We start from the raw sequence: 19813 nt of genomic DNA on the forward strand, positions 1-19813 counted from the left end.
CGACCGATACCGTGGCGGGGTGACCGAATCCACATCGACACCGCACCCGATTCCCGTCGCCGACCTCACCGGACGCTCGGCCCTGGTGACCGGCGCCAGCCGGGGCATCGGCCTGGCCATCGCCACCGAACTCGCCCGCCGCGGCGCCGCCGTGGTGATCACCGGCCGCAAACCCGAGGCCCTCGACGCGGCGGTCGAGCAGATCGGCGCGGATGTCGCCGGCGCCACCGTGTCGGCATGCCCGGGCAACACCAGTGATCCCGCCCATCGCGCCGACGCGGTGGCCGCCGCGGTGAACCAGGGTGGCGGCATTCACATCCTGGTGAACAACACCGGCATCAACCCGACCTTCGGTCCGCTCGTCGACGCCGACCTCGACGCCGTCCGAAAGATCTTCGACAGCAACGTGGTGGCCGCGCTCGGCTTCGTGCAGCAGGCCCACCGTGCCGGCATGGCCACGACCGGCGGTGCGGTGCTCAACATCGCCTCGGTGGCGGGCCTGCGATCCACCGGCGTGATCGGCGCCTACGGCGCCTCCAAGGCCGCGCTGATCCGTCTCACCGCCGAACTGGCGTGGGAACTGGGGCCGGCGGGAATCCGCGTCAACGCGCTCGCCCCCGCGATCGTGCGCACCAAGTTCTCCGACGCCCTCATCGCCGGCGACAACGAGGCCAAGGCAGTGCGCGGCTACCCGCTCGGTCGCCTCGGCGAGCCCGAGGACATCGCCCGCGCCGCGGCGTTCCTGGTGTCCGATCAGGCGTCGTGGATCACCGGCGAAACGCTGCGCGTGGACGGCGGACTGCTCGCCACCGGCTCGATGTGACCGGTCACAGCGCGGCGGTGGTCGGCGCCGGGCCGGCCGGGCGTGCCCTGGCCCACCGACTCGAGCACCACGGCGTCGATGTGACCCTGATCGACCCGCATCCCGACCGGCAGTGGCACGCGACCTTCGCGGCGTGGACCGACGAACTGCCGGAGTGGTTGGGCGACAATGCGATCGCGGCCCGAACCGAATCGGTGCGAGTGCGCGGCCGCACCGACCATCACGTCGCCCGCGGCTACAGCGTGCTCGACAACACCGCGCTGCGCGCCGCCCTCGACCTACCCGGCGCCCACCTGATCGCGACCCGCGCACGCGCGGTGCACCCCGATCGGGTGGAATGCGAGGACGGCACGGTGGTGCGCGCCGACCAGGTGATCGACTGCCGCGGCGCACTGCCCCACGACGCCCCCGCGCAGACGGCGTTCGGCATCGTGGTGGACTCCGCGAGCGCCGACCGCCTCCTCGACGGCGCACCGGCGCTGCTGATGCAGTGGTCGCTGCCGCAGGATCTCGGGGCGTCGCCGGACGATCTGCCGTCGTTCCTCTACGCGGTGCCACTCGGCGGCGGCGCCACCCTGCTGGAGGAGACCTGCCTGGCCGGGCATCCCCCGCTGGCGCCCGCCGAACTCGAGCGGCGCCTGCAACATCGCCTCGGTGACCGGAAATGGAGCGCCACCCGCAGCGAGACGGTGTCGTTCCCGCTGATCGGGGCATCCGCCCAACCCTGGCGCGACCCGGTCTTCACCTACGGTGCCGCGGGTGGCCTCAAGCACCCGACGACCGGCTACAGCGTCGCCGCGGCCCTGCGCTGCGCCGACACCGTGGCCGCCGCGGTCGCCGACGGTCACGACCCGGCCGACGCGCTGTGGCCGTCGAACGCACGGGCCGTGCACAATCTGCGCATCCGTGGACTGTCGGCGCTGCTGCGGTTGACCACGGCGCAGACACTCGAGTTCTTCGACGTGTTCTTCGAGATGCCCGTTGCCGCGCAACGCAGTTACCTCAGTGATCGAGACGATCTCACCGGCACCATGGAGGCGATGTCGCGCGTCATCGCGAAGGTCGGCATGCGATCACGCATGCAGATCGTCCGCGGTGCCATGGCCCGCCCGGCATGGGCGGGTGACATCTTCACCGACAGGTGAAGATGTCCGGTCACAGCCGCACATCGACGGGCTCGGATTCTAGTGCGAGAACGGCGAACACGAACTCGTGCACCTTCCATAGCGGCGCACCGGCGGCGTGGCGGGCCACGGCCTCGCGGCCCAGCTGGTACTCGCGCATCGCCATCGACCGCTTGTGTCGCAGATCGCGCGATCGCAACCGCGCCAGGTCGTGCCGGTACCCCGGGCCGTAGATGATCCGCAGATACTCGGCGCCGCGCACCTTGAGGCCCGGCAACACCATCCGACCCCGGCGGTCGCGGGTCAGATTGGCTGCGGGCTTGACCACCATGCCCTCGGCACCGTCGGCGGTGAGGGTGGTCCACCACTGGTGGCCCCGCGCGCACGACTGCTCCGAGCCGGTGTCGACGAGGAGGCGCCGGGTGGAGGCGAACAGCGTCGGATCGGCCGCCACCAGTGCGTCGGACATCTCCAGATGCCAGGCGTGGGAACGATTCTCGAATGTCGCGGCGGGCGAGTCCGCGCCGCCCGCAGCGATCACCTCGAACACCGCGAGCCGCACATCCGATGGGGTCGCCGCCGGTTCGACATACCGCATGTACGACGCGGTGAACGCATCGATGTCGGCGCGGCGACCCGACGTGCCGGCGCGCAAGGCCGTCACGTCCAATCCGCGGGATGCCGCTATGCCCAGCTCGACGTCGAGGACGTCGAGTTCCGGGTTCGCCGCCGCGGAAACGGCGGCGAACTCGTCGCGGATCAGAGCCTCCCCCTTGATGTTCCACGGCAACAACTCGGCATCGAGGATGAGCCAGCCGCAACCGAGGCGATCCATCACCGGCTTTGCGGCGGCGCGCGCACGGTCGAGCACGATGGCCGTGGTCGCCGGGTCGAAGAACGAGCGGCCGGTGCGGGTGTAGATGGCACCCACCGCACCGTCGACGTCGAATCCGGCGCGGGCCTGCTCCTGGTCGCGCGCGATCACCACCACCGCGCGCGATCCCATGTGCTTCTCCTCGCACATCACCTCACCGATCCCGGCCTCGGCGTAGTGGCCGAACGCCGCACACGGGCTCTCCAACAGGTCGTCGCTGTCCGATGACGCCGGACTCATGGTCGGCGGCAGATACCGCAGCCAGCGCGGGTCGAGGGCGAATCGCGACATCACCTCCAGTGCGGCGGCCGCGTTCTCGGCGCGGATGGTGATCGGCGGTCCGTATCCTGTTCGCACGGTGCGTTTTCCGGTCACGTCGTCGAGACGCAGCCGACTGCGCAGCAATGCATCGGCGGGGGTGTCGCCGTATCCCATCGCCTCTTCGGATGCCCAGTGGGTGGTGCGCGCAGGCACCGACACGGTGGTCATTTCCGGATACCGCAGGGCGGTCAGTGCGCCACCGAAGACGCATCCGGTGTCCACGCACAGGGTGTTGTTCACCCACGTGACCGCCGGCGTCGGCGTGTGTCCGTAGACCACACACGCCTCGCCGCGGTAGTCGCGGGCCCAGTCGACGCGGATCGGGTGACCCCAGCGGTCCTTCTCCCCCGTCGTCTCCCCGTACATCGCCAGATTGCGCACCCGGCCCGAGGTCCGGCCGTGATAGCGCTGCGCCAGTCCCGCATGGGAGACCACGAGGTGTCCGTCGTCGAACACGTAGTGCGACACGAGTCCGTCGAGAAAGGTGACGACGTCGGCGCGGAAGGCATCCGACGTGTCGTCGAGTTGAGTGAGGGACTCCGCGAGGCCGTTGGTGAGCGTGACAGCGCCACCGGCACGTCCGGTTCCGGCACGCCGGCGCAGTACCTTCAGCAGTTTCTCCTCGTGATTGCCGCGCACGCACAGCGCCTGCCCGGCGGCCACCATCGACATGACCAGCGCCAGCACCGCCGGCGTGTCCGGTCCGCGGTCGACGAGGTCGCCGACGAACACGACGCGTCTGCCGTCGGGGTGGTCGTGCACGCCGAGCACGTCACCGGCGGGTGAGACCCGCAGTGTCCAGCCGAGCGCGAGCAGCAGGTCGTGCAACTCGCCGGCGCAGCCGTGCACGTCGCCGATGATGTCGAACGGACCGTGTTCGTCTCGCCGGTCGTTGAACAGGCGGGTGCGTGTCACCTCGGTGGCGTCGATTGCGTCGACCCCTTCGAGGACGTAGACGAAGCGAAAACCCTCCTTGCGCAACGATGCCGAGTGCTTCCGCAGCAAGCGGTGTTGTCTCTCCACCACTGAGGTGTCGATGTCGGTGCGGTCGTGTGCACGTCGCCGCAACTCGTCCGCCGGTACGTCGAGCACCACGGCCACCGAGAACACGTCGTGGTCTTTCGCGATCGCCAGTAGCGTCGCCCGATCCTCGGGACGCAACGACGTGGCATCCACCACGGTCAGCAGTCCGCGTGTCAGTCGACGGCCCGCGATGTCGGCGAGGATGGCGAAGGCGTCCACCGTGGCCGACTGGTCTGTCGGATCATCGGCCACCATGCCGCGCAACGCATCCGACGACAAGATCTCAGTGTCGGCGAAGTGCCGGTGGGCGAAGGTGGTCTTTCCCGACCCGGTCACACCGACGAGGACCACCAGGCACAGTTCCGGTATCTCGATCACGCTCATGAGGTGACCTCCTCTCGTGTGAACAGCGCATACTGGGTCGACGGTCCGTCGTCCGGGTGAGTCGGCCCGATGCCGCCGAGTTCGGCGATGTATCGGTGATCGGAGCACACGCGATCGCACCACTCGGTGAACTCGGCGCGGGTGAACTCGAATCGGTGATCGGCGTGACGGAGGCGCTGATCATCCAGCCCGTAGTGCCGGTTGTAGTCACGGTTGGGTGTGGTGACGACGACCGTCGGCGGCGCCATCTCGGCGAAGACTGCGGCCACTGCACCGGGCAGGCGGTCGAGGTCGATGTGCTCGATGACCTCCATCAGCACGACGGCGTCGAAGCCGCGACACCGGTCATCGGCGTAGGCCAGCGACGATTGCCACACCTCCACGTGCCGCCACCGAGAGATGCGGGCTTCTGCCGCGTCGAGCGCGCCGGCCGACACGTCGGTGCCGGCCAGTCGGGTGTAGCCGGTCTCGCCGGCCAGGTCGGCGAGCAGCCTGCCCTCGCCGCAGCCGACGTCGAGCACGGTGCGTGCGCCGCTCTCGCGCAGCAGCCCGGCCACAGCGTCACGGCGGGCACTGGCCAGCGACGGGCGCAGCGCGCCCCGTCCCTCCTCGTCGGTGCCTTCATCCTTGATGCCGAGGCGTTCGCGCGCGAGATCACCCAGGGCACGAACGTGTTTGGTGTAGCCGCCGACGATCACGTCTCGTTTCGGGTGGTTGGGCAACCATCGGGCGGCAAAGTTTTCGAGCTTGTCGACCTCCGCCTCATCGACGAAGTAGTGCTTTCCGCCGGCCATCACGGGAAGCAGCACCGCGAGGTGACGAAGGGTGTCGACCACGGAATGACGGCCGGTGAGCCGCAGGGTGACGAACTCGGAGTCACCCCATTGTGCCGGCGTCAACGGTTGCGACTCGCACTCGATGTGCCATCCGAGCGGCTCGAACAGGTCTGCCGGCTCGACCGACGCCGACAACGGCACCGACGGCACCACAACCTCCACCGGCCACTCGTGGTTGACCAGTTCCGGCCGTTCGCTACAGCGCCCGGCCAGGGCGTCGCCGAACACCTTGCCGAGGGCGACACACAGCCGCGACGACGCGGCGTACGCGACCGTGTTCACGTGACGGTTGTCGTCACGGTCGAGTCGGGCCTGTGCGCCATCGACATGGAAGAGCAGGCGGCACATCCGGTCGTCGGCCACCGGGAAGAGGACGGTTGCGGTGCCCTGCGAGGTGGGGAACTGTTGTACGCGCTGTGGATGTTTGCGCAGTAGGAATCCCAAATCCGTTGCCGGGGTGTCGGCGTCGCCGTGAACCGCGAGTGTCAGCATCACAGGGTCCAACGTAGCCGTGACGGCAAGTGGATTTCGGGACCTCACCGGGGTTTCCGGGCGAAGTGTTCAGTGCCCGCCCCGCAATTCGCGCCACCGCAGCATCATCTCGTCGACATCGACGGTCCGCGCCACGATGTGCGACGCCGGACCCATCGTGGGGCGCAGTCGATCCTCTTTCACACGCCGGTTGAAGTCCTCGAGGATGGTGCGTACTGCGGCCTCGTCGGCAATGCGGGCGAGCGACTCGGGGAAGGTGTCGCGCTCCTTGCGCAACTGCAAGGTGGGTGGGAGCAGTGCGGTCGAGTCGAGGTCCTCGTCGCGGATCTTCTGCTTGGCCCACCAGTCGGGGTCGTCGAGTCCGGACAGGTTGAGCGGCTTGCCCATTCCCGGCAGGTTGTCGAACTCGCCGCGCTCGGTGGCCTCCCGGATCATCTTCTCCACCCGGTTCTCTTCGCGCGCGGGTCGCCACCGGCGCACGCGCCGGAAGCGGCCGTCGGGGTTCATGTCGATGCCGTGTCACCGCCTTCGGGCCGGATGGCCACTCGGTGCTGTTCCGCCCATCGCGCCAGGTCGAGCAGCGGGCCGGTCGCCAGCGAGGCACCCAACTCGGTCAACTCATAGTCCGCAGTGTCGACGTTGCGCCCGACGAGTCGTCGGTCGCGGAGTCGCACCAGCGACTGATGCAGAGATTTGTCGCTGATGCCACCGATCGACGAGATGAGTTCAACGCGGCGCGCAGGTCCCGACCTCAGTGCAGTCAGCACGACAGCGTCCCATCGGTGCGCAATCAATTCGACACCGAGTCGCACGAAGCAGTCGGCGGCGGCAGGCTCTGCGGGCGACATCCGATACGTCCTTCGCTCTGTCCTACCAATCGGTAGGAATCGCAACACTACCGTCGACATCGGACCACCACCACTCCAGACAGGTGACGAGAATGAACGCAGGGGACACGGATCTTCACCGTAGACACAGCCGCGAGGTCATCACGGTTTTCGGGGCCACCGGTCAGCAGGGCGGATCGGTGGCCCGCACCCTCCGGGCCGCGGGGTGGCGGGTAAGGGCGGTGGTCCGCGACGAGTCTGCACCCGCCGCCCGCGCGCTGAGATCTGGCGGAATCGAGACGGTATCGGGCGACTTCGCCGATGCCGCATCGATCGGTGCGGCGCTCACCGGTGCTCACGGTGTGTTCAGCGTTCAGCCGAGTTCCGGCGTGCCGGGTTCGTCGATGTCCGATGACGACGAGGTCGCCGCGGGCATTCTCGTCGCCGACCTCGCGCACGCCGCCGACGTCGAGCACCTCGTGTACAGCTCGGCAATGGCCCTCGGTGACGATGACTCCGGGATCGGGCATTTCGAATCCAAACGTCGAATCGAAAACCACATCGCAACAATGGATCTGGCCAGCACCGTGATCAGGCCGGCAACTTTCATGGAGATGATCCCCGTGCCTGCGCGCACAGGGACCGACGACCACATCGACTTCCTCATGGCTGCCGACCAGAAGATGCAGTTCATTGCTGTCCGCGACATCGGCTTGGTTGTCGCCGAGATTTTCGGTGCACCCGACCGGTACCGGGGCCACACGCTGGACATCGCGGGTGACGAACTGACCGGAGACGAAACCGCGGCGTGTGTGAGCGCATTTCTCGGCCGCCCCATCACCTACCGACGCATCGAACCCGCGGGTGACGTACTCGTCGCACGCCTGGAAAAGGCCGTCGACGAAGGGCGACTGTCCACCGTTGACCTGACGTCGCTACGTCGACAGTTCCCGTTCCTGCTCGATTTCAGCCCGTGGCTGGATGTGAACGACTCGGAATGAGTGGCACCTGTCACGCCCGACGGATGATCAGACGGTGAACCCGAGCGCCCGTAGCTGTTCCCGGCCGTCGTCGGTGATCTTGTCGGGACCCCACGGCGGCAGCCACACCCAGTTGATCTCGATCTCGGTGCACAGTCCGCTGCCCACCAGGGCGGCACGTGACTGGTCTTCGATCACGTCGGTCAGTGGGCAGGCGGCCGAGGTGAGCGTCATGTCGATCTTGGCGACGGCGTCGTCGTCGACCTCGATTCCGTAGACCAGGCCCAGATCGACCACGTTGATGCCGAGTTCCGGGTCGACGACGTCCCGCATCGCCTCTTCGACGTCGTCGAGGCTGGGCAGGGAGGTGGTCACGGTGGTCTGGGTGGTCACGGTGGTTTCGGTTGTCTCGTCGGTCATGCTGTCTCCGCTCGTGTGTTCTCGGCTCGTGCGCTCTCGCCTCGTTCGTTCTCGCTGGCCTCCACCGATCGGGCCAACGCGTCCTTGAAAGCCAGCCATCCCAGCAGGGCGCACTTCACCCGCGCCGGATACTTGCTCACACCCGCCAACGCGATGCCGTCGCCGATCAGTTCCTCGTCGCCTTCGTCGGCCCCACGGGAGGTGATCATCGCGGTGAACGAGGCGACGACGGCCAGCGCGTCGTCCACACCGGCCCCGTCGAGCTGGTCGTGGAGTATCGACGTCGACGCCTGCGAGATCGAGCAGCCCTGCCCGTCGTAGGAGATGTCGGTGACGGTGTTGCCGTCATCCGACAGCGCCACCCGCATCGTCACCTCGTCACCGCAGGTGGGATTGACGTGATGCACCTCGGCGCCGAACGGTTCGCGCAGCCCCCGCCCGTGCGGGTGTTTGTAGTGGTCCAGGATCACGTCCTGGTACATCTGTTCCATGCGCATCGCGTCACCGCGTCCCGAAGAAGTTCTGCGCCTTCACGATCGCGTCCGCGAGCGCGTCGACCTCGGCCGTCGTGTTGTACGCAGCGAACGAGGCACGTGCGGTGGCGGCGATGCCGAAGCGGCGGTGCAACGGCCACGCGCAATGGTGGCCCACCCGGATCGCCACACCCTCGTCGTCGAGGATCTGACCGAGGTCGTGGGCATGGATGCCGTCCACCACGAACGACACTGCACCCCCACGGTTCTCGGGAGAGACCGGACCGATGATCCGCAGCCCCTCGATGTCTGCCAGTCGTTGCAGCGTGTGCTCCACCAGCTGGTGCTCGTGTGCCGCAACGGCGTCCATACCGATGTCGGTCAGGTAGTCGACGGCTGCGCCGAGCCCCACGACCTGCGAGGTCATCGGCACGCCGGCCTCGAAACGTTGCGGCGGCGGCGCGTAGGTGGAGACCTCCATGGTGACGGTCTCGATCATCGATCCGCCGGTGATGAACGGCGGCAACGCATCGAGCAGATCGCTGCGTCCGTAGAGGACGCCGACACCCGAGGGACCGAACATCTTGTGTCCGGAGAAGGCGGCGAAGTCGACGCCGAGTGCGGGGAAATCGACCGGCATGTGGGGTACCGACTGGCAGGCGTCGAGCACGACCAGTGCACCCACGGTGCGTGCGCGGCGAACCAGTTCGTCCACGTCGGCCACTGCGCCGGTCACGTTGGACTGATGGGTGAAGGCGACCACCTTGACGGTCTCGTCGAGTTCGAGCGAATCCAGATCGATTCGGCCGTCGTCGGTCACCCCGTACCAGCGCAGGGTGGCCCCGGTGCGCCGGCAGAGCTCCTGCCACGGAACCAGATTGGCGTGGTGCTCGAGCTCGGTGATCACCACGGTGTCACCTGCGCCGAGCGGTCGCCCGCCGAACAGCGCCGCGCTGCGGTCGTCACCGAGCGTGTAGGTGACGAGGTTGAGCGACTCGGTGGCGTTCTTGGTGAACACGATCTCGCTCGCACGCGCGCCGACGAACCGCGCGATGGCTTCGCGTGCACCCTCGTAGGCGTCGGTCGCCTCCTCGGCCAACTGATGCGCACCGCGGTGCACCGCCGCGTTGTGGGTCACCAGGAACTCACGTTCGGCGTCGAGCACCTGCACCGGGCGCTGCGACGTCGCTCCGGAGTCCAGGTACACCAACGGCTTTCCGTCGCGGACGGTGCGCGACAGGATCGGGAAGTCGGCGCGAATCCGCTCGACGTCGAGTGTCGGTGCGAGAGTCTCGGTGGACATGCTCAGCTCGCCGCGGCCGCCGACGTGAAGCGCACGTAACCGTTCTCCTCGAGTTCGTCGGCCAGTTCGGGCCCGCCGGACTCGACGACGCGGCCGTTGACGAAGACGTGCACGAAGTCGGGCTTGATGTAGCGGAGGATGCGGGTGTAGTGGGTGATCAGCAGAATCCCGCCGTTCTCCTGCGCCTTGTAGTGGTTCACGCCCTCGCTCACCACGCGCAGCGCGTCCACGTCGAGGCCCGAGTCGGTCTCGTCGAGGATCGCGAACTTCGGCTTGAGCAGGGCGAGCTGCAGGATCTCGTGCCGCTTCTTCTCGCCGCCGGAGAAGCCTTCGTTGACGCTTCGCTCGGAGAACGACGGGTCGATGTCCAACGCGGTCATCGCCTCCTTGGTCTCCTTGACCCAGTGGCGCAGTTTGGGTGCCTCCCCACGCACGGCCGTCGCCGCGGTGCGCAAGAAGTTCGACATCGAGACACCCGGCACCTCCACCGGATATTGCATCGCCAGGAACAGGCCCGCACGCGCCCGCTCGTCGACGCTCATCTCCAGGACGTCTTCCCCGTCGAGGGTGATCGAGCCGCTGGTGACCTGGTACTTGGGGTGGCCGGCGATGGCGTACGAGAGAGTCGATTTGCCGGAGCCGTTGGGCCCCATCAGGGCGTGGGTCTCCCCCGACTTCACGGTGAGGTCAACACCTTTGAGGATGTGGATGGGCTCGGCGTCGGTGTCGGACTGCGCGACGTCGACGTGCAGGTCGCGGATTTCGAGGGTGCTCATGGCGTGGGTCCTTCGGGGCTGGGGGTGATCTCGACAAGCTCGATCAGCGGATGGGGTCTCGATCAGCGGATGGGGTCTCGATCAGCGGATGGGGTCAGGCGCCGGAGATCTCGAGCTCGTGCTCGACGGCGGCGGAAAGGCGTTCGCGCAGTTCGGGAACCGAGATCTTCGCGATCACCTCGCCGAAGAAGCCACGGATCACCAGGCGGCGCGCCGTGTCCTCGGGGATGCCGCGCGACTGCAGATAGAAGAGATGCTCGTCATCGAAGCGGCCGGTGGCGCTGGCATGTCCGGCACCGACGATCTCGCCGGTCTCGATCTCCAGGTTGGGCACCGAGTCGGCGCGGGCGCCGTCGGTGAGCACCAGGTTGCGGTTGAGTTCGAAGGTGTCGGTGCCCTCGGCCTCCGGGCGGATCAGCACGTCGCCGATCCACACGGTGTGGGCCTCGCGGGCGCGGTCGGGCCGACTTCCCCTCGCTTCGCTCGACCGGGTATCTCCCTGCAGCGCGCCCTTGTAGACCACGTTGGAGCGGCAATGCGGCTGACTGTGATCGACGAGCAGGCGCTGTTCGAGGTGCTGCCCGGCGTCGGCGAAATACAGTCCCCAGAGTTCGACGTCGCCACCCGGAGCCCGATACTGCACGCGGGGCGAGATCCGCACCAGATCGCCGCCGAGGCTGATCGCGAAGTGCCGCACCACGGCGTCGCGGCCGACGCCGACATGATGCGCTGCCACGTGGACGGCGTCGTCGGCCCAGTCGTGCACGTTGACCACGGTCAGCGAGGCCTGGTCGCCGACAACGAATTCCACGTTCTCGGCGTAGGTTCCGCTGCCCTTCTGATCGAGCACCACCACGGCCCGGGCGAACGGTTCGAGCCGGATCTGCAGGTGCCCGTAGGCCACCTGGTCGACGCCCGGGCCGGTCACCGTGATGGTGACCGGTTCGGCGAGTTCCACCTCGCGCGCCACGGTCACCACGGTGGCCTGCTCGAACGAGGTGTAGGCCTGCGCGGCCACCCGGTCGAAGGGCACTCCCGCCTCGCCGAGACGCGCATCGTCGCGGCCCACGGTGTCCACCCGGACCCCGTCGGTGACGCCGTCGACCGTGACGGTGGCGGCTGCGGTGGCCGATGCGGTGCCGTCGTGCAGCCCGCGCAACCGGCGGAACGGGGTGAAGCGCCACGCCTCTTCACGCGGGCTCGGGATCTCGAACGCGTCGACGTCGAACGAGCTGAACAGTTCACCCTTGTTGACCTGGGCGATATCGCCGCCGGCGACGGGGGCGGCGTCGCCGCGCACAGGCAGTGTGGGGTCCGACATCAGCCGACCGATCCTTCCATCTGCAGTTCGATGAGCCGGTTGAGTTCGAGGGCGTACTCCATCGGCAGTTCCTTGGCGATTGGTTCCACGAACCCGCGGACCACCATCGCCATCGCCTCGTCTTCGGTGAGTCCACGGCTCATCAGGTAGAAGAGCTGGTCGTCGGAAACCTTGGACACCGTCGCCTCGTGACCCATGGTCACGTCGTCCTCGCGGATGTCGACGTACGGGTAGGTGTCGCTGCGCGAGATCGTGTCGACCAGCAGCGCATCGCATTTCACCGTCGACCGGCTGCCGTGTGCGCCGTTGTTGACCTTGATGAGGCCGCGGTAGGAGGCGCGGCCACCACCGCGGGCTACCGACTTGGACACGATGTTGCTCGACGTGTTGGGCGCGAGATGCACCATCTTGGAACCGGTGTCCTGATGCTGTCCCTCGCCGGCGAACGCGACCGAGAGCACCTCGCCCTTGGCGTGCTCACCGGTCAGCCACACCGCCGGATACTTCATGGTGACCTTGGAACCGATGTTGCCGTCGATCCACTCCATGGTGGCGCCCGCCTCGGCCTTGGCGCGCTTGGTGACCAGGTTGTAGACGTTGTTCGACCAGTTCTGGATGGTGGTGTAGCGGCACCTGCCGCCCTTCTTGACGATGATCTCCACCACCGCCGAGTGCAGCGAATCGGTCTTGTAGATCGGTGCGGTGCAACCCTCGACGTAGTGCACGTAGGCGCCCTCGTCGACGATGATGAGGGTGCGCTCGAACTGGCCCATGTTCTCGGTGTTGATGCGGAAGTAGGCCTGCAGCGGGATGTCGACGTGCACACCCGGCGGGACATAGATGAACGATCCGCCCGACCACACCGCGGTGTTGAGCGCGGAGAACTTGTTGTCGCCGGCGGGGATCACCGAACCGAAGTACTGCTGAAACAGCTCGGGATGCTCCTTGAGGCCGGTGTCGGTGTCGAGGAAGATCACGCCCTGGGCTTCGAGATCCTCACGGATCTGGTGGTAGACCACCTCAGACTCGTACTGGGCGGCGACGCCGGCCACCAGACGCTGCTTCTCGGCCTCGGGGATGCCGAGCTTGTCGTAGGTGTTCTTGATGTCCTCGGGCAGCTCATCCCAGGTGGTGGCCTGCTTCTCGGTGGAACGCACGAAGTACTTGATGTTGTCGAAGTCGATGCCCGACAGGTCGGCACCCCAGTGCGGCATCGGCTTGCGGTCGAAGATGCGCAGCGCCTTGAGCCGGTTCTCCAGCATCCACTCGGGCTCGCTCTTCTTGGCGGAGATGTCGGCGACCACCGCCGTGGAGAGCCCGCGCTGTGCGCTGGCACCGGCGATGTCGGAATCGGCCCAGCCGTACCCGTAATGCCCCAGGGAGGCGATTGTCTCTTCTTGGGTCAGCGGGCCGGGCGTGGTGGTCGGTGCACCGTTGGTGACCGCGGGGTCGGTGACAGTCATCGCGAGACCTTTCGAGTCGTCTTCTCCGGATGGGCAGCCGGAACGGTGGGAACGTGGGTGGTGCAGGCGCAATCGCCGTTGGCGATCGTCGCCAGCCGCTGGACGTGGGTGCCCAGCAGCTGGGTGAACGCGGCCGTCTCGGCCTCGCACAGTTGGGGGAACTCGGCCGCCACGTGTGCGACCGGGCAGTGGTGCTGGCAGATCTGCACGCCCGAGCCGACCTGCCGGGTGTTCGCGGCGTAACCGGCACTGGTCAACGCGTCGGCGATCTCGCCGACCGTGGTCGCCACCGACCCGGATTCGGCGACGGGGCGCACCCCCTTGACGATGCCGTCGATGCGGTCCCGGGCGAACTCGTCGATGGCGTCCTCACCGGCGATGTCGCGGAGCTTGCGCATCGCGGCGCCCGCGAGGTCGTCGTAGGCGTGGCGGAGTTTGCCGCGCCCGGTCGCGGTGAGCTGAAACCACTTGGCCGGACGTCCGCGACCCCGGTCGGCGGCGCCGAAGCCGGGTGACGCGACCTCCACGTCACCGGCCTCGAGCAACGCATCGAGGTGACGGCGCACACCCGCCGGGCTGATGCCGAGGCGATCGGCGATCTCACCCGCGGTGAGCGGACCGTCTTCCACCAGCACGGACACCACAGCAGCACGTGTCTGCCCATCGTGGTGGACGGCGTCCGGGGACAACACGTCTTCGTTCCGCATGGTTTTCACAACGCCAGTGTGACGTAATTACTTCCCCGCTGCCAGCAAGGGTTGCCTAAGGGTGCCACTGATCACGGTGGCGCGAGCCGCGCACGCCGAGCGGTCGCGAGAGGGTGTGACAACGGCGGTTAGAGTCGTCGTGTGCCAGAACCAACAGTCGTCCAGCGTGCGCTGGACTACGTCGGACTGCGCAAATCGCCCGATCGTCGCGACGCCGGCAGCGACGCGACCGGCGACTACGGCAAGTCGGTGGCGCTGCTGCACGACGACGAACGTGAGGTGGGCCCACTCAATGCGGCCGAGAACCGGCGGCTCAAGCGAATCCGGCTGTTCGGGGCGACCGGATCGGTGCTACTGCTGATCGGTTCGCTCGGCACGGGACAGATCCCTGTGCTGCAGAACCCCGTCGCCGGAATGCGCCTGCTGTCGCTGCCGTCACGGATGTGGAGCACTGCGCTCACGCTGTCGATCGGCGGGACGCTGATGCTGGTGGTCGCGTGGCTGATGATCGGCCGGTTCGCGGTGGGCAGGTTCGGCGTCGAGGTGCTCCAACGGCGCAGCCCGGAACGACGGATGACGCGCCGCCAGGCCGACGGCACGCTGCTCTTGTGGATCGCCCCGATCGTGATCGCCCCGCCGCTGCTGAGCAAGGACATCTATTCGTATCTGGCGCAGAGCGCCATCGCCCATCGCGGGATGGACCCGTATGTGGTGAGCCCGCTGCGGGGGCTCGGTGTGGACGACGTGCTGACCCGCTCGGTACCGAACCTCTGGCGCGACACTCCCGCGCCCTACGGTCCGTTCTTCCTGTGGATCGGCAAGGGCATCACGGCGTTGACCGGCGACAACATCACTGCCGCGATCTTCTTGCACCGCATCGTGGCGCTCATCGGTATCGCCTTGATCGTGTGGGCCCTGCCGCGGCTGGCGCGGCGGTGCGGCGTGTCAGGTGTTGCGGCCCTGTGGCTGGGCGCGATGAATCCGCTGCTGATCCTGCATCTGGTCGGCGGTATCCACAACGAGGCGCTCATGCTCGGCCTGATGCTGGTGGGTCTCGAATTCTGCTTCCGCGCGATCTACGGCTTCGAACGTCTCCGGATACCCGGCACGCTGTGGCCGAGCCGCAGCGGATGGTTCCTCGTCGCCGGTGCTGCGATTCTGGCCACCTCCTCGATGGTCAAGGTCACCTCCATGCTGGCACTCGGATTCGTCGGGATCGCGCTCGCCCGGCGGTGGGGAGCCACGCTGCCGGCGCTGCGCAACGCTCCGCCGCGGACGTGGTGGTCCCGCTCGCGTCAGACAATCCGTGCGCTCGCCGCGTCGGCCGGGCTGCTCGGCGCGATCCTCGTCGTGGTGACCGTGTCGATCGCCACGGCGACCGGACTCGGCTTCGGGTGGACCAAGACGCTCTCCACCGGCGAGGTGGTGCGGTCGTGGATGTCGATGCCCACGCTGCTCTCCGTGGTGACCGGCCGGGTGGGGGTGTGGCTGGGGCTCGGCGATCAGACGCAGGCCGTTCTCGACGTCGCGCGACCGCTCGGTCAGCTCATCGCCGCGCTGATCATCGTGCGATGGATGCTGGCCACCCTGGCCGGACGGCTGCATCCGCTCGGCGCGCTGGGCGTCTCGATGGCCACGGTGGTGCTGTTCTTCCCGTTCGTGCAGGCCTGGTACCTGCTGTGGGCGGTGATCCCGCTGGCCGCGTGGGCCACCGGCCCGTGGTTCCGGCTGTCCACCATCGCGATATCGGCGATCATCTCGATCGTCGTGATGCCCACGAGTTCCAACACCAGCGGCGTGGTACTGGCCCAGGGGCTGCTGGCCGGCGTGATCATGGTGGCCGTTCTCACCGCACTGTTCTTCGAGGACCTACCGTTCCCGGGACGTCGACAACGCGCCGGACATCCCGAACCGGGCAGCGAGTGATGCACGTCATGTACCCGCGATCGTTTTCTCTCCCGGACCACCGTGGGCCTAGTCTTGCCATGTGCGCAGCACTGTTTCACCGACTCCCGCCGACGATCCGATGACCGGTCGTGGTCCCGGGGTCGCGCTGCGCGTTCGCGGGCTGGTGAAACGATTCGGCCATCACACCGCCGTCGACGGCCTCGACCTCGACCTGGCGTCGGGAACCGTGTTGGCGCTACTCGGCCCCAACGGCGCGGGCAAGACCACCACCGTGGAGATCTGCGAGGGATTCCAGCGCGCCGACGACGGCACAGTGGAAGTACTCGGGCTCGACCCGTGGCATGACAACGACGCGCTGCGCGCACGCATCGGTGTCATGTTGCAGGGCGGAGGCGCCTACCCGGGCGCCCGTGCCGAGGAGATGTTGCGGTTGTGCGCCTCCTATTCTGCCGATCCGATCGACCCGGCGTGGTTGCTCGACACTCTCGGACTCACGGCGGCCGCGCGCACCCCGTTTCGCCGTCTGTCCGGCGGCCAGCAGCAGCGGTTGTCGCTTGCGTGCGCCATCGTGGGCCGCCCCGACCTGGTGTTTCTCGACGAACCCACCGCCGGTCTGGATGCCCAGGCGCGGCTGCTGGTGTGGGAGATCATCGACCGCCTGCGTGCGGACGGGGTGTCGGTGCTGCTGACCACCCACCTGATGGACGAAGCCGAGGAACTCGCCGATCACGTCGTGATCATCGATCGCGGGACGGTGGTCGCCGACGGCACACCGGCCGAACTGACCAGCCGTGGCGCGGAGAACGAGTTGCGTTTCACCGCGCCGCGCGGACTCGACCTGCGCATGCTCGAACTGGCCCTGCCCGAGGGCTACGTGTGCGCCGAATCCACTCCGGGCGGTTACCTCGTGGTCGGTCAGGTGACCCCCCAGGTGCTCGCGGCGGTGACCGCATGGTGCGCGAAGATCAACGTGCTGGCCACCGATCTGCGGGTGGAGACCCGCAGCCTCGAAGACGTGTTCCTCGACCTCACCGGACGGGAGCTGCGGCCATGACCGGCACCCGCTCGTCGACCACCACCTTCCCGCCGGGAACCTTCGCGCCGCACCCGCGCCCGGCGTCGTTGCCCGCGATGCTCGCCGCACAGACCCGGCTCGAACTCACCCTGCTGCTGCGCAACGGCGAACAGTTGCTGCTGACCATGTTCATCCCGGTCACCCTGCTGATCGGCCTGAGTCTGCTGCCGCTCGACACCGATCTCGGTTCGACCAACGCCGAACGCGCGGCAACCCTGGTGCCGGCGATCCTGACGGTCGCCGTGATGTCGACAGCGTTCACCGGGCAGGCCATCGCGGTGGGGTTCGACCGGCGCTACGGCGCGTTGAAACGCTTGGGCGCCACGCCCATTCCGCGTTGGGGGATCATCGCGGGCAAGTCGTTGGCCGTGGTGATCGTGGTGATCTTCCAGTCGATCCTGCTCGGCGCCATCGGGGCCGCGTTCGGATGGCGCCCCGAACCGGTCGGCCTGCTCATCGGTGCGTTCGTCATCGCAGTGGGCACCGCCGCGTTCTGCGCGCTCGGCCTGCTGCTCGGCGGCACCCTCAAGGCGGAGGTGGTGCTTGCGCTGGCCAACCTGCTGTGGTTCGCGATGGTGGGCATCGGCAGCCTCGTGGTGATGGAGTCGCGGGTCCCCACAGCGGTCTGGTGGATCGCGCGTTGCGTGCCGTCGGGCGCCCTCACCGAGGCGCTCGAACGCGCGGCAGAAGGCGGCATCGACTTTTTCGGCATAGTGGTCTTGCTGGTGTGGGCGCTGGTAGGCGCCACTCTGGCGGTGAGGTGGTTCCGGTTCGAATGACGACATCACACACAACTCCCCCGGCGGCGTCCGGCGCCGACCCCGGATCCGCCGGCAGCACACCCGCCGCGGCGAACGGGTCGTCGGTGTTCTCCCGGATACCGGGATTCGGGCGTCCCACCGCCCGTTTCGTCCACGGCTGGGCGATCGCATCGCTGATCGCCAATGTGGGCATCATCGTGACCGGTGGTGCCGTCCGCCTCACTCAGTCGGGTCTGGGCTGCCCCACCTGGCCGCAGTGCACCGGTGACTCGCTGACCCCGCACCCCGCCCTCGGTATCCACGGGGCCATCGAATTCGGCAACCGCCTGCTCACCTGGGTGTTGGTGGCGATCGCGATCGCCACCTGGGTGGCGGTATGGCGCTATCGGGGCGGCGACCGCCGCAACCGCAGGCTGGTGGTGCTTCTCGCGCTCGGTATCCCGTTCCAGGGCGTCGTCGGCGGCATCACCGTGCTCACCGACCTCAACCCGTGGGTGGTGGCCCTGCACTTCCTGCTGTCGATGGCGCTGGTGGCGGTCGCGACCGTGCTGGTCTATCGGACGTCGACCGCACCTCGCGCACAGGCACACGGGGTCGCCGCGCAGGTGGGTCGCGTCATCGCATGGCTGATCTTCGCCTTCACCTGGGCGGCCATCTACGTGGGCACCGTGGTCACCGGGTCGGGGCCGCACGCCGGTGACGCCGACGCCCCTCGTAACGGGCTGCGACCCGACCAGATGACGCAGCTCCACGCCGACTTCGTTTTCGTGTTGATCGGCTTGAGTATCGCCGCGATCGTGATCACCCACGTGATGCGTCTACCGCAGGCCCGGGCGACGTTGCACTTCGCCGGACTGCTCGCACTGCAGGCGGCGCTCGGACTGGTGCAGTACCTGACCGATCTGCCGATCGTGCTGGTGATCCTCCACATGCTGGGCAGCGCCCTGCTCATGGTCGGGGCGACGTGGCTGGTGCTGTGGTTCACCCCGCGCCACGACGCCGACGAACGCCTCGACGCCGGGAACCAGGACGTCGGGGCCCAGCCGGGCGTCAGAGAATAGCGCTGTTGCGTGCCTTCGGGAAATGCTTCTGATGGGCCACCCATCCGGCCATCTCGCGGTAGTGCTCGGGCGACACGGTGGTCTCCGAGGTGAGGTCACGATCCCATTCGGCGATCTCCACACCCGGCACGGCGTCGACCACCGCGCGTGCGGTGTCGAGGTCGGCCACCACGCGGTCGCCGAGATAGCCGTTGGACTCGCCCACCAGGGTGATCCGGACACCTGCGGCGCCGATCGGCTGTAGCACCGCCTTGGCGCTCCCACCTTCGGCGGCGACGAACTTCTTGATCGACTCGACCACGCTCATGGTCTACAGAGCATACCGGCCCCACCCCGGCGAGAAATGGCAGAGTAGTCGGCTATGAACTCCCCCGCGCCGGAACGCGAAATCCTCACCTGGGAACTCAACGGGATCGCCTGCCGCGAACTGGCACGTTCGATCGCCGACGACGGATTCGTGCCCGACATCATCCTCGGCATCGCCCGCGGTGGCCTGATCCCCGCGGGAGCGCTGGCCTACGCATTGGACTGCAAGCTGCTCATCTCGCTGAATGTCGAGTTCTACACCGGCGTCGGTGAGACGTTGTCGGAGCCGGTGATGTTGCCGTCACTGCTCGAGAGCAGCGGACTGCACGATCAGAAGGTGCTCGTGGTCGACGACGTCGCCGATTCGGGCAAGACACTCAAACTCGTCGATGACTTCTGCGAACAGCAGGGTCGTGTCGCCGAGGTCCGCAACGCGGTGATCTACCAAAAGCCCCACACCATCACCCGCCCCGACTACTTCTGGCGGCTCACCGACAAGTGGATCAACTTCCCATGGTCGGTGGATCCGCCGGTGGTCGATCACCTGTAGAACGT

20 protein-coding genes are annotated in these 19813 nt (G+C 67.7%); 8 read left to right on the top strand and 12 right to left on the bottom strand.

What is annotated here, in order from left to right; genetic code table 11:
* Positions 1–19 precede the first annotated feature (19 nt).
* On the top strand, positions 20–823 hold the full coding sequence (locus tag ACWDTD_RS07080) for an SDR family oxidoreductase (protein WP_449746376.1): 804 nt from the start codon (positions 20–22) through the stop codon (positions 821–823).
* Positions 820–1968 carry a lycopene cyclase family protein gene (locus ACWDTD_RS07085; RefSeq protein ID WP_449746377.1) on the top strand — a complete coding sequence of 383 codons (1149 nt, stop codon included), beginning with the start codon at positions 820–822 and terminating at the stop codon, positions 1966–1968. Before ACWDTD_RS07080 ends, ACWDTD_RS07085 begins: the two co-directional genes overlap by 4 nt.
* A gap of 10 nt (positions 1969–1978) precedes the next feature.
* On the opposite strand, the gene ACWDTD_RS07090 is transcribed toward ACWDTD_RS07085, so the two are convergent.
* The 4 genes from ACWDTD_RS07090 to ACWDTD_RS07105 form a co-directional block, all read right to left on the bottom strand.
* On the bottom strand, positions 1979–4549 hold the full coding sequence (locus ACWDTD_RS07090; protein WP_449746378.1) for a polynucleotide kinase-phosphatase: 2571 nt from the start codon (positions 4547–4549) through the stop codon (positions 1979–1981).
* Positions 4546–5877, bottom strand: a complete 1332-nt coding sequence (locus tag ACWDTD_RS07095) for a 3' terminal RNA ribose 2'-O-methyltransferase Hen1 (protein WP_449746511.1) — start codon at positions 5875–5877, stop codon at positions 4546–4548. Before ACWDTD_RS07095 ends, ACWDTD_RS07090 begins: the two co-directional genes overlap by 4 nt.
* Before the next feature lie 69 nt (positions 5878–5946).
* Positions 5947–6384, bottom strand: a complete 438-nt coding sequence (locus tag ACWDTD_RS07100) for a DnaJ family domain-containing protein (RefSeq protein ID WP_449746379.1) — start codon at positions 6382–6384, stop codon at positions 5947–5949.
* On the bottom strand, positions 6381–6725 hold the full coding sequence (locus ACWDTD_RS07105) for a winged helix-turn-helix transcriptional regulator (RefSeq protein ID WP_449746380.1): 345 nt from the start codon (positions 6723–6725) through the stop codon (positions 6381–6383). Before ACWDTD_RS07105 ends, ACWDTD_RS07100 begins: the two co-directional genes overlap by 4 nt.
* 92 nt (positions 6726–6817) lie before the next feature.
* Here ACWDTD_RS07105 and ACWDTD_RS07110 point away from each other — a divergent pair, with 92 nt between their 5' ends.
* Positions 6818–7705 (top strand): NmrA/HSCARG family protein, encoded by an 888-nt coding sequence (locus ACWDTD_RS07110; RefSeq protein ID WP_449746381.1) that lies wholly within the window; start codon positions 6818–6820, stop codon positions 7703–7705.
* A gap of 27 nt (positions 7706–7732) precedes the next feature.
* On the opposite strand, the gene ACWDTD_RS07115 is transcribed toward ACWDTD_RS07110, so the two are convergent.
* The 7 genes from ACWDTD_RS07115 to ACWDTD_RS07145 form a co-directional block, all read right to left on the bottom strand.
* Entirely contained in the window at positions 7733–8104 is a 372-nt protein-coding gene (locus tag ACWDTD_RS07115) for a metal-sulfur cluster assembly factor (protein WP_449746382.1), read from the bottom strand.
* On the bottom strand, positions 8101–8601 hold the full coding sequence (gene sufU / locus ACWDTD_RS07120) for a Fe-S cluster assembly sulfur transfer protein SufU (RefSeq protein WP_449746383.1): 501 nt from the start codon (positions 8599–8601) through the stop codon (positions 8101–8103). Before sufU ends, ACWDTD_RS07115 begins: the two co-directional genes overlap by 4 nt.
* A 4-nt stretch (positions 8602–8605) precedes the next feature.
* Entirely contained in the window at positions 8606–9880 is a 1275-nt protein-coding gene (locus ACWDTD_RS07125; RefSeq protein ID WP_449746384.1) for a cysteine desulfurase, read from the bottom strand.
* A gap of 2 nt (positions 9881–9882) precedes the next feature.
* On the bottom strand, positions 9883–10656 hold the full coding sequence (gene sufC / locus ACWDTD_RS07130; RefSeq protein WP_449746385.1) for a Fe-S cluster assembly ATPase SufC: 774 nt from the start codon (positions 10654–10656) through the stop codon (positions 9883–9885).
* Positions 10657–10750: 94 nt separating this feature from the next.
* On the bottom strand, positions 10751–11977 hold the full coding sequence (gene sufD / locus ACWDTD_RS07135; RefSeq protein WP_449746386.1) for a Fe-S cluster assembly protein SufD: 1227 nt from the start codon (positions 11975–11977) through the stop codon (positions 10751–10753).
* Positions 11977–13440, bottom strand: coding sequence for a Fe-S cluster assembly protein SufB (sufB, locus tag ACWDTD_RS07140; protein ID WP_449746387.1), 1464 nt, complete (start codon positions 13438–13440; stop codon positions 11977–11979). Before sufB ends, sufD begins: the two co-directional genes overlap by 1 nt.
* On the bottom strand, positions 13437–14147 hold the full coding sequence (locus ACWDTD_RS07145; RefSeq protein WP_449746388.1) for a helix-turn-helix transcriptional regulator: 711 nt from the start codon (positions 14145–14147) through the stop codon (positions 13437–13439). The genes sufB and ACWDTD_RS07145 overlap by 4 nt, the downstream gene beginning before the upstream one ends.
* Before the next feature lie 141 nt (positions 14148–14288).
* Between ACWDTD_RS07145 and mptB the strand changes: the two genes are divergently transcribed.
* The 4 genes from mptB (at position 14289) to ACWDTD_RS07165 (ending at position 18952) form a co-directional block, all read left to right on the top strand.
* Positions 14289–16073 carry a polyprenol phosphomannose-dependent alpha 1,6 mannosyltransferase MptB gene (mptB, locus tag ACWDTD_RS07150; protein WP_449746389.1) on the top strand — a complete coding sequence of 595 codons (1785 nt, stop codon included), beginning with the start codon at positions 14289–14291 and terminating at the stop codon, positions 16071–16073.
* Between the two features lie 100 nt (positions 16074–16173).
* Complete coding sequence (locus ACWDTD_RS07155; RefSeq protein ID WP_449746512.1) at positions 16174–17109, top strand: ABC transporter ATP-binding protein; 936 nt, start codon at positions 16174–16176, stop codon at positions 17107–17109.
* Complete coding sequence (locus tag ACWDTD_RS07160) at positions 17106–17909, top strand: ABC transporter permease (protein ID WP_449746390.1); 804 nt, start codon at positions 17106–17108, stop codon at positions 17907–17909. Before ACWDTD_RS07155 ends, ACWDTD_RS07160 begins: the two co-directional genes overlap by 4 nt.
* Positions 17906–18952, top strand: coding sequence for a COX15/CtaA family protein (locus ACWDTD_RS07165; protein ID WP_449746391.1), 1047 nt, complete (start codon positions 17906–17908; stop codon positions 18950–18952). Before ACWDTD_RS07160 ends, ACWDTD_RS07165 begins: the two co-directional genes overlap by 4 nt.
* Here ACWDTD_RS07165 and ACWDTD_RS07170 read toward each other — a convergent pair.
* The gene (locus ACWDTD_RS07170; protein ID WP_449746392.1) at positions 18942–19259 is read right to left on the bottom strand and encodes a hypothetical protein; all 318 of its coding nucleotides are present in this window, start codon (positions 19257–19259) and stop codon (positions 18942–18944) included. The two genes, ACWDTD_RS07165 and ACWDTD_RS07170, sit on opposite strands and share 11 nt — an antisense overlap.
* A gap of 54 nt (positions 19260–19313) precedes the next feature.
* Here ACWDTD_RS07170 and ACWDTD_RS07175 point away from each other — a divergent pair, with 54 nt between their 5' ends.
* Positions 19314–19808, top strand: a complete 495-nt coding sequence (locus tag ACWDTD_RS07175) for a phosphoribosyltransferase (RefSeq protein ID WP_449746393.1) — start codon at positions 19314–19316, stop codon at positions 19806–19808.
* Positions 19809–19813 lie beyond the last annotated feature (5 nt).

This window comes from Gordonia sp. NPDC003425, assembly GCF_053588635.1.

What these genes read in the sequence shown, in the direction of transcription:
- ACWDTD_RS07105 (WP_449746380.1), bottom strand. Translation starts at nt 6,725, where the DNA reads ATGTCGCCCGCAGAGCCTGCCGCCGCCGACTGCTTCGTGCGACTCGGT.
- ACWDTD_RS07175 (WP_449746393.1), top strand. Translation starts at nt 19,314, where the DNA reads ATGAACTCCCCCGCGCCGGAACGCGAAATCCTCACCTGGGAACTCAAC.
- ACWDTD_RS07095 (WP_449746511.1), bottom strand. Translation starts at nt 5,877, where the DNA reads ATGCTGACACTCGCGGTTCACGGCGACGCCGACACCCCGGCAACGGAT.
- ACWDTD_RS07090 (WP_449746378.1), bottom strand. Translation starts at nt 4,549, where the DNA reads ATGAGCGTGATCGAGATACCGGAACTGTGCCTGGTGGTCCTCGTCGGT.
- ACWDTD_RS07170 (WP_449746392.1), bottom strand. Translation starts at nt 19,259, where the DNA reads ATGAGCGTGGTCGAGTCGATCAAGAAGTTCGTCGCCGCCGAAGGTGGG.
- ACWDTD_RS07115 (WP_449746382.1), bottom strand. Translation starts at nt 8,104, where the DNA reads ATGACCGACGAGACAACCGAAACCACCGTGACCACCCAGACCACCGTG.
- sufD (WP_449746386.1), bottom strand. Translation starts at nt 11,977, where the DNA reads ATGTCGGACCCCACACTGCCTGTGCGCGGCGACGCCGCCCCCGTCGCC.
- ACWDTD_RS07165 (WP_449746391.1), top strand. Translation starts at nt 17,906, where the DNA reads ATGACGACATCACACACAACTCCCCCGGCGGCGTCCGGCGCCGACCCC.
- ACWDTD_RS07145 (WP_449746388.1), bottom strand. Translation starts at nt 14,147, where the DNA reads ATGCGGAACGAAGACGTGTTGTCCCCGGACGCCGTCCACCACGATGGG.
- sufC (WP_449746385.1), bottom strand. Translation starts at nt 10,656, where the DNA reads ATGAGCACCCTCGAAATCCGCGACCTGCACGTCGACGTCGCGCAGTCC.
- sufB (WP_449746387.1), bottom strand. Translation starts at nt 13,440, where the DNA reads ATGACTGTCACCGACCCCGCGGTCACCAACGGTGCACCGACCACCACG.
- ACWDTD_RS07110 (WP_449746381.1), top strand. Translation starts at nt 6,818, where the DNA reads ATGAACGCAGGGGACACGGATCTTCACCGTAGACACAGCCGCGAGGTC.
- ACWDTD_RS07125 (WP_449746384.1), bottom strand. Translation starts at nt 9,880, where the DNA reads ATGTCCACCGAGACTCTCGCACCGACACTCGACGTCGAGCGGATTCGC.
- ACWDTD_RS07160 (WP_449746390.1), top strand. Translation starts at nt 17,106, where the DNA reads ATGACCGGCACCCGCTCGTCGACCACCACCTTCCCGCCGGGAACCTTC.
- ACWDTD_RS07100 (WP_449746379.1), bottom strand. Translation starts at nt 6,384, where the DNA reads ATGAACCCCGACGGCCGCTTCCGGCGCGTGCGCCGGTGGCGACCCGCG.
- ACWDTD_RS07155 (WP_449746512.1), top strand. Translation starts at nt 16,174, where the DNA reads ATGACCGGTCGTGGTCCCGGGGTCGCGCTGCGCGTTCGCGGGCTGGTG.
- sufU (WP_449746383.1), bottom strand. Translation starts at nt 8,601, where the DNA reads ATGCGCATGGAACAGATGTACCAGGACGTGATCCTGGACCACTACAAA.